The organism is Micromonospora sp. DT227 (genome assembly GCF_049841835.1).
In the GTDB taxonomy this organism is placed as follows: Bacteria; Actinomycetota; Actinomycetes; order Mycobacteriales; family Micromonosporaceae; genus Micromonospora.
Genome location: NZ_JBNCLA010000002.1, coordinates 693196 through 705618, shown reverse-complemented (window position 1 = coordinate 705618; position 12423 = coordinate 693196). Strand labels below are relative to the sequence as shown.

The following is a 12423-nucleotide window of genomic DNA, read 5'->3' as shown; positions in this document are numbered from 1 at the left end:
CAGACGAAGAGTCACACCCACTGCTGCCAGCTATCAGCTCACCACCGCTGAACCGACCCCGCCATGCTCACAGTCAGTCGAAGAAGCGGGCCAGGTGGGAGAGGGGTGGGGCGGGGGCGTTCGGGGGGAGCGGGGTCAGGTCGGCGAAGACCGAAGCGCCGTCGCAGCCGACGTGCAGCGGATACCAGCGCGGGGCGCCGGGCGGGCGCTGACCGCAGATACCTTTGAACGTCTGGACGTCGAGCAGGCGGACGTGAGTCGGGTCGGCCACCGCGTTGACGTGCCGCCACCAGGGGCTCATCACGTGCAGCACGCCGCCGGGCCGGAGCACCCGGTGACACTCGTCGAAGAGCGGCAGGAAGTCGATCAGGTGCTCGACGATGTGCACCGCGAAGAACACGTCCACCGAGTCGTCGCGTAGCGGCAGCGAGCCGGAGAGGTTGGCGACCGCGTCCACCCCCGGCGCCGGATAGATGTCCAGCCCCAGGTTGCCCGGCCACTGCTTGGTCGCCCCGCAGCCCAGGTCGACGACCACCGGCGGACGGCCGGCGACAGCGACCCGGCACCACACCCCGAGCACCCCGGACAACCTGCCGATCAGTTCGCGCACCAGCCGTAGCTGCGCCGGATCGTCGACCTCGCCGGTCAGATGCGCCACGCCCCGGTCGAACCGCACCTCGACCGTCGTCCCGCGCAACCGCTCGTCGTGCTCGGCCAGGTCGGCCCACGCCTCGGCGAGGAAGCCGTCGGCCTGCCGGAGCCGCTCACCCGAGAGCGCGGCCTGCCCCATCGCCACCATGCGCCACCTCCGGCGGCGCGTTACCCCCATTCCGCCCAGATACACGCCCACCTGCGGCCGGACGCCCCGCCCCCACCCCCGCCCCGTCCCGCCCTCCCCCGTCCTCGCTCATCACCCCCCGCTCCCGTGATCAAGGAGTTCGCGTCTCCCGCGCCCGCCGCTCCAGACGCAATCTCCTTGGTCAACAAGCCCTCCGTCCCTACCCTCGCCCGCCCCGGCCTGGGGCCCAGCCGGTGTCGAGCCGGGCCAACCGAACCAGCCGGCCCGGTTCGGCACCCAGCCGTGCCCAGCCGTGCCCAGCCCGTGCCCAGCCGTGCCCAGCCGTGCCCGGCCGAGCCCAGCGGGAGGTCCCCGGGTCCGCCCGATGCCTAGCCGGGGTCCGCCGGAGTGATCAAGGAGTTTGTGTCGTCGGATGCGCTGTCCACTGACGCGAACTCCTTGGTCAACTCCCGCGGGCCGGGGCGGGCCGGGGCGGGCCGGGCCGGGGCGGGCCAGGGCTGAGCGGGCCAGGGCTGATCGGGCCGGACCTGGGTCGGCCGGATTGACCGGGCTGCTCGGGAGCCATACGGGTGGGGGTCGCGCGGCCGGGCGGCCCGTTGACCATGAGGTTGGCGGGGGCAAAACGGGCAGCGGCTGCCGCCAACTTCATGATCAACCCTGAGGGGCCGGGGGAGGGGCCGGGGGTGGGGGAGGGGGTGGGGGAGGGCGCGAAGGGAGGAGAGGGTGGGTCAGGTGGGGAGGGTTCGGCGGGTGGGGCGGGTCGGGCGCATGCGTTGGCGGGGCTGGGGGGAGGCCGGCTTCGGGCGTTTGAGGTGGTAGCGGTGCAGCTCGGCGTTGCCGGGCAGGGACGGGTCCTCGCTCATCGAGACCAGCTCCCAGCCCTGGTCACCCGCCCGGTTCAGGTGGGCCAGCGCGGTGTCGCCGTACGGCGTCACGTCGATCATGGAGCCGTCCGGGCCGTACCAGATGAAGACGATCTCCCACCCGGCGTCGGTGGCGGCCGCCTGGCGGCGGCGGACCAGCAGCGCGTACTCCCACTTGAGCATGAGGTCATTGTGGCCCCGGGCCGGCCGGTCGGCACGGATCAGTCCTCGGCGATCCGTCCCTCGTTCACCCGCAGCCGCCGGTTCACGCTCACCGCGTCCAGCATCCGCCGGTCGTGGGTCACCAGCAGCAGCGTGCCGGGATAGGTGGCGAGCGCCGACTCCAGTTGCTCGATCGCGGCCAGGTCGAGGTGGTTGGTCGGCTCGTCGAGCACCAGCAGGTTGACGCCGCGACCCTGGAGCAGCGCCAACGCGGCCCGGGTCCGCTCGCCGGGGGACAGCGTCGCCGCCGGCCGCAGCACGTGGTCGGCGCGCAGGCCGAACTTGGCCAGCAGCGTGCGGACGTCCGCCGGGTTGAGATCGGGTACGGCGGCGGCGAACGCGTCGAGCAGTGGCTGGTCGCCGAGGAACAGCCCGCGTGCCTGGTCCACCTCGCCCACCACCACGCCCGGCCCCAGCGCGGCGTGCCCCTCGTCCAGCGGCAGCCGCCCCAGCAGCGCGGCCAGCAGCGTGCTCTTGCCGGAGCCGTTCGCCCCGGTGATCGCCACCCGGTCCGCCCAGTCGATCTGGAGGTCCACCGGGCCGAGCGTTAAGCCGCCCCGGCGTACCACGGCTCCTCGGAGCGAGGCCACGACGGCGCCGGCGCGGGGCGCGGCGGCGATCTCCATCCGCAGCTCCCACTCCTTGCGCGGCTCGTCGACCACCTCCAGCCGCTCGATCAGGCGGGCGGTCTGCTTGGCCTTCGCGGCCTGCTTCTCGGTCGACTCGGTCCGGAACTTGCGGCCGATCTTGTCGTTGTCGGTGGCTTTGCGCCGGGCGTTCTTCACGCCCTTCTCCATCCAGGCGCGCTGGGTCCGGGCGCGCGCCTCCAGGTCGGCCTTCGTGTCGGCGTACTCCTCGAACTCCTCGCGGGCGTGCCGGCGCGCCACGGCGCGCTCCTCCAGGAAGGCCGCGTAGCCGCCGCCGTAGTGGTTGACCTGCCGTTGGTGTAGGTCCAGCTCGACGATCCGGTTGACCGTGCGGGTGAGGAACTCGCGGTCGTGGCTGACCAGCACCGTGCCGGCGCGCAGCCCGGTGACGAAGCGTTCCAGCCGGTCCAGCCCGGCGAGGTCGAGGTCGTTGGTCGGCTCGTCGAGCAGGAAGATGTCGTAGCGGCTGAGCAGCAGCGACGCCAGCCCGGCGCGGGCCGCCTGCCCGCCGGAGAGCCCCGTCGTCGGATGGTCCAGGCCGACGTCCAGGCCCAGCTCGGCCGCGACCTGCTCGGCCCGTTCGTCCAGATCCGCGCCGCCGAGGTCGAGCCAGCCTTCCAGGGCATTCGCGTACGCGTCGTCGGCGCCGGCCGCGCCGGCGGTCAGCGCCTCGGTGGCGGCGTCCAGCGCGGCCTGCGCGGCGGTCACGCCGGTACGCCGGGCCAGGAAGTCCCGGACCGTCTCACCCGGCCGACGTTCCGGCTCCTGCGGCAGGTAGCCGACCGTGGCACCGGGCGGGCTCAACGCCACCGAACCCTGCTCGCGGGGCTGGAGCCCGGCGAGCGTGCGCAGCAGCGTGGACTTGCCGGCGCCGTTCACCCCGACCAGGCCGATCACGTCGCCGGGCGCGACGACCAGGCTCAGGTCTTCGAAGAGGAGACGGTCACCGTGGCCGGCGGTGAGATCCTTGGCGATCAACGTGGCGCTCATCAGGTCACCGAGCCTACCGGCGGGCGCATCCGGATTACCGTGACCCGCGCTCGGGCAGGTACACCGCTGAGGGAGACTCACAGCCGTGGCGACCACACTGGCGATCGACTGCGGGGGCGGCGGGATCAAGGCCTCCGTGCTGGACGCCGCCGGCACCATGCGGGCCCGCCCGCTGCGTGTGCCCACGCCGTACCCGCTGCCCCCGACCTTGTTCGTGCGGACGCTGTTGGATCTCGGCGCCCGGCTGCCCGCGGCGGACCGGCTCACCGTCGGCATGCCCGGCATGATCCGGCACGGCGTCGTGGTGGCCACCCCGCACTACGTGACCCGCGCCGGGCCGCGCAGCCGCGTCGACCCGGACCTGGTCGCGGAATGGTCCGGGTACGACGCGCGCGGCGCGCTGGCCGAGGCGTTCGGGATGCCCGCGCTGGTGCTCAACGACGCCGAGGTGCACGGCGCCGGCGTGGTCGCCGGGACCGGCTGCGAGCTGGTGCTGACGCTCGGCACCGGGCTGGGCAGCGCGCTCTTCGACGGCGGGACCATCGCGCCGCACCTGGAGCTGTCGCACGCGCCGGTGCGGTGGAACACCACCTACGACACGTACGTCGGGGAGCCGGAACGGCGGCGCCTCGGTGACGCGTTCTGGTCCCGGCGGATCCGGCAGGTGGTGGACGGCCTGCGGCCGGTGTTCCACTGGGACCGGCTCTACCTGGGCGGCGGCAACTCGCGGCTGATCCGGCCGGAGCAGGTGGCCCGGATGGGGGACGACGTCGTGGTCGTCCCGAACACAGCCGGAATCGTGGGTGGTGTCCGGGCCTGGGACCTGGTGGGCGACAGGTACGACCCCACGCCCTGATCCTTACCCCGTGGAACACTCGCGCTTCCGCCGGTGTTGTGCCAGCGTCGGACAAAGGGCTGACGCGACACGAGGAGGTGGGTCGAGTGGACCTTCTGGCGGAGTACCGGCGGGCGACCATGTTCTTCGACTCGGGGGACCCGACCGGAGCGGCCCGGCTGCTGGAGCCGATCATCGAGGCGGAGCCCGACAACTCCTCGGTACGGCAGTTGCTGGCCCGGGCGTACTTCCAGTCGGCGCAGCTCAACCGCGCCGAGGAGCACCTGCGCGAGCTGGTCGACCGGGACCCCAGCGACCACTACGCGCACCACGTGCTGGGCCGGACGCTGGAGCGGATGAACCGGCCGGCCGACGCGCTGCGGCACCTGCGCATCGCGGCGGCGATGTACTCGACGAACGCCGACTACACCACCGCCCTCAAGCGGGTGGAGAGCCGGGTCGGTCGTTAGTTCTCCCGAAGGGCAGCCCGGCTGGGCTGCCCTTCGGCGTACCTAGGATGGACTCGTGAAGCTGAAGCTCGATCTCCACGACATCTACAACAAGGGCCACGACATCGACCGCGCGCTGCGCGGGATCATGGACGAGGCGGTGGCGAAGAAGGCCACGCTCGTGGAGATCATCCCGGGTAAGGGCTCCGGCGCGCTGAAGAAGAAGGTGCTGCGCTTCCTCGACCAGAAGGACGTGAAGCAGCTCTACCACCGCGTCGAGAAGGACTCGAAGAACTTCGGCCGCCTCTTCGTCCACTTCCGCTGGAAGTAGCGCCCGCTCATCTGCCCGCTCGCGCTTGATCCACTCCACTTCGCCGAGGTGGTGACTTCCTTCGAGATCTTGGAACGAAACGGCCCCCATAGGGGCCATTCCATACCAAGATCTTCAGCGGTGGTGGAGCTACACGCAGACCCAGCAGTACAGCCGCTCGCCGCGGGTCGCCGCTCGACGGGCCAGGCCCGCCAGCTCGATCAGGGCCTCGGCGAGGATCGACGGCTCCGCCTGCCCCCAGAACTCCTCGGTCTCGGACCAGGGCGCAGCCACCTCGCGGAGCCGGCTCTCCGAGGCGGCAGCCAGCGCGGCGCGCAGCTCGTCGGTCAGCGAGATGACCAGCACCTCGCCGTCATTGTGGATCGCGACAGCCTTGCCCTGCCTCGGGTTCCGCGTCACGACGTCGTAGTCGACGCCGGTCAGGAGCGCCTCCAGCGTGCCGAGCTGCACGGTCGGTTCGAGCCCTTTCAGTTCGACGACGTCGAACCCGGGCTCGGACGCGGCGCGCGGACCACCAAGGACGTCGGCGACTGCGGCGGCTGTCTCGTCGGTGGGAGCCGAGAAGTAGTCACAGAGAATGCCCACGGGTGTGGATCATGCCAGCGAGGGCCGACACCGGGAGGTGCCTAGAGGTCCCGGACGGCGACCGTCTGGCCGCCGCTCTGCTCACCTGTCGGCCGGAAGCCCAGCTTGAGATAGAACGGCTCCGGCCCGCCGGGGCGTGGCTCCCAGGTGACGTACGCCCGGTCGCCGCCCCGGGCCCGGATCTCCTCGCACACCGCCTCTACCGCGAACCGGCCGTACCCGTGGCCCTGCGCGTCGGCCGCGATGTTGAGCCGCCAGAGACCGGCCCGCAGGTCGTCCGGGTTGTCGCCCCACGGGATGTCGAAGAACGCCATCAGGAAGCCGACCAGCCGGTCACCGTCGTAGACCAGTCGCGGCCAGGCGTGCTCGGGGAAGACGTACGCCTCGGCCAGCGACTTGACCACCGGCGCCACCAGATCCTCCTGGTCGGGGCGTACCGACAGTGCGAGAGCCGCCTCGTAGTTGTCGGGGGTGATCTTCGCCAGCCGCATGCGGGGCAGCGTAGCGAGCATGGTGCGCGCCAGGCCAGGAGGTTATTGATCTGCTGAACGGTACCGCGTGGTACAGTGCGGTACATGACGACGATGACGCTACGAGAGTTTCGCGACGGCGTTGGTCGCGTGCTGGAAGCGGTCGAACGCACCGGCGAGCCCGTCATCATCACCAAGTACGAACGACCCGTCGCCGTGCTGGTAGGCATCGACGAGTGGGAAGAGATCGAGGCGTTTCGGGACCGTCGGGACTCGGAGGTGATCGCTCGGTCCCGCGCGGACGGTCAGTTCGTGCCGCTTTCTGCTGCCCTGGAGTCGCTCGGGGTCGACCCGAAGGAGGTGGAGGCCCTCCTGGCCGACCGGGCCAACGGTGAGGCGGCATGAAGGTCCAGATCGACCGCGACGTGCTGGTGTGGTTGCACAAGCAGCCGCGGAACATCTTCGGACACCGGATAGACGTCTACTCCTGATCCGCTCGTGTCAGCCCGGATGAGTTGATGGGCTGCGACCTTTGAATCCGAGTCAGGAGAGCGGGAACCCAGTGGTTCCCGTACCGGTGTTGGAGGTCTGTCAGCCGCCAGTCGTCGCCGGTCACGATCCGACGGCAGCGCGCCGAGCCGCATCCGCACGCCATGACGAAATCGGCGGTGCCGGTGCTGGTGCCGTAGTCGTTCGTCAGTTCCTCGCCGGCCGCGACGTCCCGGCGGGTGACCAGGGTGAAGGGCGCGTCCCACCACAGGTTCGGGTCGCAGCCGTGGTTGCCCTTGCCGTTGGGACGTCCGGGCGGCAGGACGAGGTGCAGATCGTCCACCGTGATGGTGTCGATGTAGGGCCGGTCCGGTCGGGCGAGCAGGTCGCGCAACTCCGCGTCGGTGACGAGTCGACCGCCGAGCCGAGACACCGGCGTCCCGGCGGGGAGGGGAGCACGGGCGAACAGGCCTTCACCCGAGATCCCGGACGGACGGACCTCGGCGTCCGGGTGAAGCCAGCAGTCCGGTTCCGGTGTGTTCCACACCCGTCAACTTCTCCCCGCTGCCCGGGCAACTCAATGCGAGGGGACGATCAGTCCTCGTCGGTCGGGCCGGGACGGTTCTTGGCGATCCACGATCGAACGGCCTTGCCGTCCCAGACGCGGCCCATCTTCAAGGTGACGAGCGGGTCGGGGAATCCCTTCCGGCCGACGATGATCGTGGCCCGCTGCTTGCTGATCCCGCCCAGCAGATCGCGGATCTCATCCAACCCGAGCAGCTCCACGATCCGACGGTATGACCTCAGGGTATTGCAGTAAATTAAATAGGGTAAGACAACTGCCAAGGGGGTTGTACGAAGGCAACTCCTTGTGATGCGATGAGGCGGTGACGGACCACGGACCTGTTCTGCCCCTCTGGACATGTGCCGGGTGTGCCCTGCCCTGGCCGTGTCCCGCACGTCGCCGCGAGCTACTGGCCGAGTTCGCCCGTGCGCGGGTGTCCCTGTCGATCTACATGGCCTTCCTCAGGACGTGTGGGACGAGATGGTCCGGCAGCACAAGGAGCAACACCTCCGGCCACCCAAGCGACCGGGCATCGCGCGCCGCTCGATCTGACCTCGCCCCAGCCCTCCGTGGTGATCGGGAGGCCGGGGCGACGAAGGATCAGGCCGGTCGGCGTACCCGGTAGGCCAGGTGGGTGACGTCGACGCCCTCGACCACCCGGAACGGCCCGTCGAACTCGACCGGCGCGATGCCCAGCCCGGAGAAGAACGGGATCCCGTCGCCGAGCAGCACCGGCACCAGGTCCACGTGCACCTCGTCGAGCAGTCCCGCCTCCAGCACCTGCCGCGCGATCGTCCCGGCGTTCACGCCGACCTCCTTGCCGCCCGCCAGGGCGCGGGCCCGCTCGACCGCCCGCTCGATGCCGTCGGTGACGAACACGAACGACTCGCTCTCGGGCGCCCAGCCCGCCGGCACCCGGTGGGTCACCACGACCACCGGCATGTCCAGCGGGTGCCGGCCGCCCCAGCCGTTGGTGATGTCGAACAGCGTGCGGCCGACGACCAGCGCGCCGGTGCGCTCGGTCAGCGCCCGGATGTGCGCGGCGCTGGCCGCCGACGTCCGGAACGTCATTTCGGGGTTGGCGGTCGGCACCGCCACGTCGCCGTTGTTGTACCACCGGAAGAGGTGGTCGAAGCCGCCGTGCGAGGCGTCGGCGATGTAGCCGTCCAGGGACATGGTCGCGCCGGTGGTCACCGTGCTCATCGGGTTTCTCCTCGGGTCGCAGCATCAGCCTTCACCCGGGAGTAGAAGCCGGCCGGCCTCCCTCGACATCCGTCCGGAAAAAAATCTAGATCGCGTACGTCTGGGCCACCGCCAACATCTCCGAGGTGTGCGAGCCGACCACGCCCACGGTCGCCGGCCGCTGCCGGAAGCCGGGCAGCGCGGACAACCCGTCGCTGGCGTCCATGGCGCGCAGGTTGACCGTGTCCGCCGAGGTCGTCAGCGTCAACGTCACCTCGACGCCCTCCGGCGGCGGGGCGTGGAACACGATCCCGAAGCCCCACCGGCCCTCGCGCGCCTTCACCGGCACGTCCCGCCCGGCCACCGAGGCGGACCGGACGGTGGCGGTGCGCGTGTCCACGTGCAGCGTGAGCAGCCGTACCGTCCGCTGTGGCGTGACCCGCACCCGCAGCACGCGCTGGTCACCGTTGCGGGTGTCGGCGAGCGTCTCCAGCTTCGGCGCGGGCAGCGACGCCGCCGGGGCCGGGCCGGCCCGCAGCTCGCCGTCGCCCAGGCCGGGGAAGTCGTCGGCCACCGAGATGGTCCGGTCGACGTAGCGGTCGGTCCAGGGCTGCGGGATGTCCTCGTGACTGAGCCAGGCCGCCTTCTTCGAGCCGGCGTCCAGCGCGTACATCAGGTGGGTGGGCACCGGGTGCGCGGCGTCGAAGCGGTCGACGGCCAGGCCGACCCCGGCGAGCGTCACCGCCGCGACGAACGCCGCGCCGGCCGGCAGCGCGCCGAGGCGGCGGGCCCGCAGCGCCAGCAGGCCGCGCTGGCCGCCGGCGCGCGGGTGCAGCAGGTCCACCACCGGCAGCAGGGCCAGGCCGAGCAGCACCGCGACGAGCGCGGCCACCGCGCCCATGCCCATGCCGAGCGCCGGGAACAGCAGCACCACCGGGGGCAGCAGCACCACCACGGCCACCGCGCCGGCCAGCGTCACCGCGACCACCGGCCACGGGCCGTCCAGGCGGGTGGCCAGCGCCGCGAGGCCGGCGACCGCGCCGGCCAGCGCCGGCAGGGTCGTCAGGTACGCCCCACCGGGTACGAGCACGGCGAGCAGCACGCCGAACAGGGCCAGCCAGAGCAGCCCGCCGAACGCCAGCGCGGCCGGGCCGACGCGGCGGCGCAGCAGCGCGTACCAGCAGAGGAGCACCGTGGCGGCGAGCGCCACCACCGCGAGGCGGTACCAGACCGGGCGGTACGGGTCGAGCAGCTCGGCGTACCCCGGTCGGATCGTGGTGATCGCGGCCCAGAGCAGCCAGGCGCCCAGCGGTGCCACGACGACCGGCACCAGGGCCAGCCCGGCCCCGGCGGCGAGCGTGCCGATGGTGGCCCGGCCCCGGCGGCGCAGCAGCCAGCCGAGCGCGCCGATGGCGAGCAGCGCGGCCACCGCCAGCGGCAGGGTCAGCCCGCCGGGGTAGCGGACCAGCCCGCCCGGCACCGGAAAGTAGGTGTCGTCGTGGCCGGCACGCAGGTCGCCGAGGTCGGTGCGGCCGAACTCGCGGGCCAGGCCGAGCGCGTTGTCGCCGTGCATCTGGAGGCTGCCCCGGTCCATCCGGGCCGGCACGTCCAGCGGGGTGTGGTAGATCGCGCCGCCGTCGATGTAGGCGGAGTTCAAGCCCGCGAAGCGGCGGTCGGAGAACGCGGTGAAGTCGGTGTCGTTGGGCAGCGCCCGGTAGATCTCCACCGCGAACGACGTGCCCACCGGGTGCGGCGCGGCCCGGCCGAACACGTCCACCAGCTTCGCGTTGTTCCGGGACGTCTCGAACATGATCACCGGGCCGGTGGAGCCGCGCGCCTCCAGGTTGAGCACCACCCCGCCGTCGGCGGCGAGCGGATGGTCGGCGGCGAAGCCGGCCGCGCCGCAGAGGCACGCCTCCTCCGCGTCGGTGAGCACGAAGACCACGTCGTTACGGGGGCGCGGGCCGGTGGTCAGCGCGCGGGCCACCTCCAGGATGGTGGCGGTGCCGGCCGCGTCGTCGTTGCCGCCCGGCCCGGTCTGCACCGAGTCGTAGTGCGCGACCAGGAAGACCTTGCCGGTCGGGTCGGTGCCGGGGAGGCGGGCCACCACGTTGCGGACCCGGGCCAGCGTCGCGCCGCCGGCCGCGCCGGACAGTTGCCCGGCCTCGGGCGCCACCGCGTCCTGCACCTCGGTCTCCAGGCCCAGCCCGCGCAGCGTGCCGACCAGGTGCTCGCGGACCTGGTCGTTGGCCGCGCTGCCGGCCACGTGCGGCCGGGCGGCGATCACCTCGACGTTGCGGTACGCCCGCGCGGCGCTGAACTCGCCGGCCGGCGCGTTGGCCGGGCGCGGCGCCGGGGTGGACAGGGTGACCAGGACGCCCGCCCCGACGGCGAGCAGCGCGACAAGCGCGGCGACGGCGGCGGGCAGCCGGCGGCGGGGCTTGGCGAACGCCCGGTCGGCGGGGCGGGTGGGGGGTGCGCCCACGGGGACTCCTCGGGGGTGGATCTACGGGGGTGGGGATCATCCTGCACCCCCGCCCGTCGTGGCGGCACTCCCCGGTCGGTGCGCTGCCGGACTGGTCGCGCTCCCGCGTAACATCGGGGGTCGGCCGCGTCGCTGTCCGGGTGGACGGGCTCACCCGACCGCCTCTGCCGACGGCGGTCGGGTGGGGTGCGGCCGGTTGTCTTAGCCTGGATCGCCCACGGCGCTCGGAAGGAGCACGTCATCACCAGCGACCTCCCGCGACTCGCGGCGGTGGCCCGGCCGCACCGGGGGACCGGCGTTCCGGGTGCCGCCGTCGTGCCCCGGGCCGGCGCGGGGCTGCCCGGCGGCCTGCCGCCCGGCGAGCGGCTGCGGGTGCTGCTGGTCGAGGACGACGAGGGCGACGCCTTCCTGGTCGGCGAGCTGCTCGCCGAGACCAACTCGATGATCGACCTGCTGGTCGCGACCAGCCTCAGCGAGGCCCGCCAGCGGGTGATGGGCGTCGACTGCGTCCTGCTCGACCTGGGTCTGCCCGACGCGCAGGGCCTGGACGGGCTGCGCCGGGTGCTGGAGATGGCGAGCGGCGCCGCGGTCTGCGTGCTGACCGGCCGCTCCGACGAGCACCTGGGCATCGTGGCGGTCGCCGAGGGCGCGCAGGACTACCTGGTCAAGGGCCAGGTCGACGGTGTGCTGCTGACCCGGGCGCTGCGGTACGCGGTGGAGCGCAAGCGCGCCGACGAGAACGCCCGCCGGCTGCGTGAGGTGGAGCTGCGCCAGGCCGAGTCGGCCCGCCTGGAGCGCGGTCTGCTGCCGCAGCCGCTGATGACCACCGACGAGGTGTCGGTGCACACGTTCTACCGGCCCGGCCGGCACGCCGCGCTGATCGGCGGCGACTTCTACGACGTGGTGCAGACCCGGCCGGACCGGATCGACCTGATCGTCGGCGACGTCTGCGGCCATGGCGTGGACGAGGCGGCGCTCGGCGTCGAGCTGCGCGTCGCCTGGCGGGCGCTGGTGCTGGCCGGCGTGCCGGACGACGAGGTGCTGCCGGCGCTGGAGCAGGTGCTGATGAGCGAGCGCCGGCTCCAGGAGATCTTCGCGACGGTGGCCACCGCCCGCCTCGACCTGGCGTCCGCGCGGGCCACCGTGCGACTCGCCGGTCATCCGCCGCCGCTGCTGCTCAGCGGCGGTAAGGTCGCCCCGGTGCCGGCCAAGGGCGGGCTGCTGCTCGGCGTCCGGCCCCGTCGTCCCGTTGCCTTCGACCTGGAGTTCGAAACCGATGACTGGTCCCTGCTGATGTACACCGACGGCCTCATCGAGGGTCGCGTCGACGGCGGCGACGAACGGCTCGACGTGCCCGGGTTGACCGGCCTGCTCGCCGACCCGGCCAACCGGGCGGTGCCGCTCTCCGAGCTGCCCGCGTGGCTGGTCGGCCGCGCCGAGCAGATCAACGGCGGTCCGCTCGCCGACGACGTGGCGATGCTGTTGGTGACCCGGGGCGGGGGGCGCTGACC

The 12423-nt window shown here is 72.6% G+C and carries 14 protein-coding genes and 1 pseudogene; 6 read left to right on the top strand and 9 right to left on the bottom strand.

Features of this window, described 5'->3' with window-relative positions:
• Window positions 1–73: 73 nt before the first annotated feature.
• From ACLQ2W_RS12305 to ACLQ2W_RS12295, 3 genes are all read right to left on the bottom strand, one after another.
• Window positions 74–799 (bottom strand): methyltransferase domain-containing protein, encoded by a 726-nt coding sequence (locus ACLQ2W_RS12305; protein ID WP_425786458.1) that lies wholly within the window; start codon window positions 797–799, stop codon window positions 74–76.
• Between the two features lie 728 nt (window positions 800–1527).
• On the bottom strand, window positions 1528–1845 hold the full coding sequence (locus ACLQ2W_RS12300) for a hypothetical protein (protein WP_405091321.1): 318 nt from the start codon (window positions 1843–1845) through the stop codon (window positions 1528–1530).
• Between the two features lie 38 nt (window positions 1846–1883).
• The gene (locus tag ACLQ2W_RS12295; protein ID WP_425786457.1) at window positions 1884–3521 is read right to left on the bottom strand and encodes an ABC-F family ATP-binding cassette domain-containing protein; all 1638 of its coding nucleotides are present in this window, start codon (window positions 3519–3521) and stop codon (window positions 1884–1886) included.
• Window positions 3522–3606: 85 nt separating this feature from the next.
• On the opposite strand from ACLQ2W_RS12295, the gene ACLQ2W_RS12290 reads away from it, so the two are divergent.
• The 3 genes from ACLQ2W_RS12290 (at window position 3607) to ACLQ2W_RS12280 (ending at window position 5136) form a co-directional block, all read left to right on the top strand.
• On the top strand, window positions 3607–4377 hold the full coding sequence (locus tag ACLQ2W_RS12290) for an ROK family protein (RefSeq protein ID WP_107161877.1): 771 nt from the start codon (window positions 3607–3609) through the stop codon (window positions 4375–4377).
• Between the two features lie 86 nt (window positions 4378–4463).
• Entirely contained in the window at window positions 4464–4826 is a 363-nt protein-coding gene (locus ACLQ2W_RS12285; RefSeq protein WP_396769716.1) for a tetratricopeptide repeat protein, read from the top strand.
• A gap of 55 nt (window positions 4827–4881) precedes the next feature.
• Entirely contained in the window at window positions 4882–5136 is a 255-nt protein-coding gene (locus tag ACLQ2W_RS12280) for a Smr/MutS family protein (protein ID WP_013288724.1), read from the top strand.
• Between the two features lie 129 nt (window positions 5137–5265).
• Here the strand turns inward: ACLQ2W_RS12280 and ACLQ2W_RS12275 are convergent, their stop codons facing one another.
• Both ACLQ2W_RS12275 and ACLQ2W_RS12270 read right to left on the bottom strand, forming a co-directional pair.
• The gene (locus ACLQ2W_RS12275; RefSeq protein WP_425786456.1) at window positions 5266–5721 is read right to left on the bottom strand and encodes a hypothetical protein; all 456 of its coding nucleotides are present in this window, start codon (window positions 5719–5721) and stop codon (window positions 5266–5268) included.
• A 41-nt stretch (window positions 5722–5762) separates the two neighbouring features.
• Window positions 5763–6212 (bottom strand): GNAT family N-acetyltransferase, encoded by a 450-nt coding sequence (locus ACLQ2W_RS12270; RefSeq protein ID WP_425786455.1) that lies wholly within the window; start codon window positions 6210–6212, stop codon window positions 5763–5765.
• An 84-nt stretch (window positions 6213–6296) separates the two neighbouring features.
• On the opposite strand from ACLQ2W_RS12270, the gene ACLQ2W_RS12265 reads away from it, so the two are divergent.
• Both ACLQ2W_RS12265 and ACLQ2W_RS12260 read left to right on the top strand, forming a co-directional pair.
• The gene (locus ACLQ2W_RS12265; RefSeq protein ID WP_425786454.1) at window positions 6297–6596 is read left to right on the top strand and encodes a type II toxin-antitoxin system Phd/YefM family antitoxin; all 300 of its coding nucleotides are present in this window, start codon (window positions 6297–6299) and stop codon (window positions 6594–6596) included.
• Window positions 6593–6655, top strand: a pseudogene (locus ACLQ2W_RS12260) (type II toxin-antitoxin system RelE family toxin); the annotation flags it as partial. The gene ACLQ2W_RS12265 and the pseudogene ACLQ2W_RS12260, both read left to right, overlap by 4 nt.
• 17 nt (window positions 6656–6672) lie before the next feature.
• Here ACLQ2W_RS12260 and ACLQ2W_RS12255 read toward each other — a convergent pair.
• The 4 genes from ACLQ2W_RS12255 to ACLQ2W_RS12240 form a co-directional block, all read right to left on the bottom strand.
• Window positions 6673–7227, bottom strand: a complete 555-nt coding sequence (locus ACLQ2W_RS12255; RefSeq protein ID WP_425786453.1) for an SET domain-containing protein — start codon at window positions 7225–7227, stop codon at window positions 6673–6675.
• A gap of 47 nt (window positions 7228–7274) precedes the next feature.
• A complete protein-coding gene (locus ACLQ2W_RS12250) occupies window positions 7275–7466 on the bottom strand; it encodes a hypothetical protein (protein WP_425786452.1) in 192 nt (63 codons plus the stop codon).
• Between the two features lie 379 nt (window positions 7467–7845).
• On the bottom strand, window positions 7846–8448 hold the full coding sequence (locus ACLQ2W_RS12245; protein WP_425786451.1) for a dihydrofolate reductase family protein: 603 nt from the start codon (window positions 8446–8448) through the stop codon (window positions 7846–7848).
• 85 nt (window positions 8449–8533) lie between these two features.
• Window positions 8534–10912, bottom strand: coding sequence for a M28 family peptidase (locus ACLQ2W_RS12240; RefSeq protein ID WP_425786450.1), 2379 nt, complete (start codon window positions 10910–10912; stop codon window positions 8534–8536).
• Between the two features lie 315 nt (window positions 10913–11227).
• Between ACLQ2W_RS12240 and ACLQ2W_RS12235 the strand changes: the two genes are divergently transcribed.
• Window positions 11228–12421 (top strand): PP2C family protein-serine/threonine phosphatase, encoded by a 1194-nt coding sequence (locus ACLQ2W_RS12235; RefSeq protein ID WP_425786449.1) that lies wholly within the window; start codon window positions 11228–11230, stop codon window positions 12419–12421.
• Window positions 12422–12423 lie beyond the last annotated feature (2 nt).

Excerpts from the sequence above, each read along its gene's own strand:
- ACLQ2W_RS12245 (WP_425786451.1), bottom strand. The coding sequence starts at position 8,448 with ATGAGCACGGTGACCACCGGCGCGACCATGTCCCTGGACGGCTACATC.
- ACLQ2W_RS12305 (WP_425786458.1), bottom strand. The coding sequence starts at position 799 with ATGGTGGCGATGGGGCAGGCCGCGCTCTCGGGTGAGCGGCTCCGGCAG.
- ACLQ2W_RS12295 (WP_425786457.1), bottom strand. The coding sequence starts at position 3,521 with ATGAGCGCCACGTTGATCGCCAAGGATCTCACCGCCGGCCACGGTGAC.
- ACLQ2W_RS12270 (WP_425786455.1), bottom strand. The coding sequence starts at position 6,212 with ATGCGGCTGGCGAAGATCACCCCCGACAACTACGAGGCGGCTCTCGCA.
- ACLQ2W_RS12300 (WP_405091321.1), bottom strand. The coding sequence starts at position 1,845 with ATGCTCAAGTGGGAGTACGCGCTGCTGGTCCGCCGCCGCCAGGCGGCC.
- ACLQ2W_RS12265 (WP_425786454.1), top strand. The coding sequence starts at position 6,297 with ATGACGACGATGACGCTACGAGAGTTTCGCGACGGCGTTGGTCGCGTG.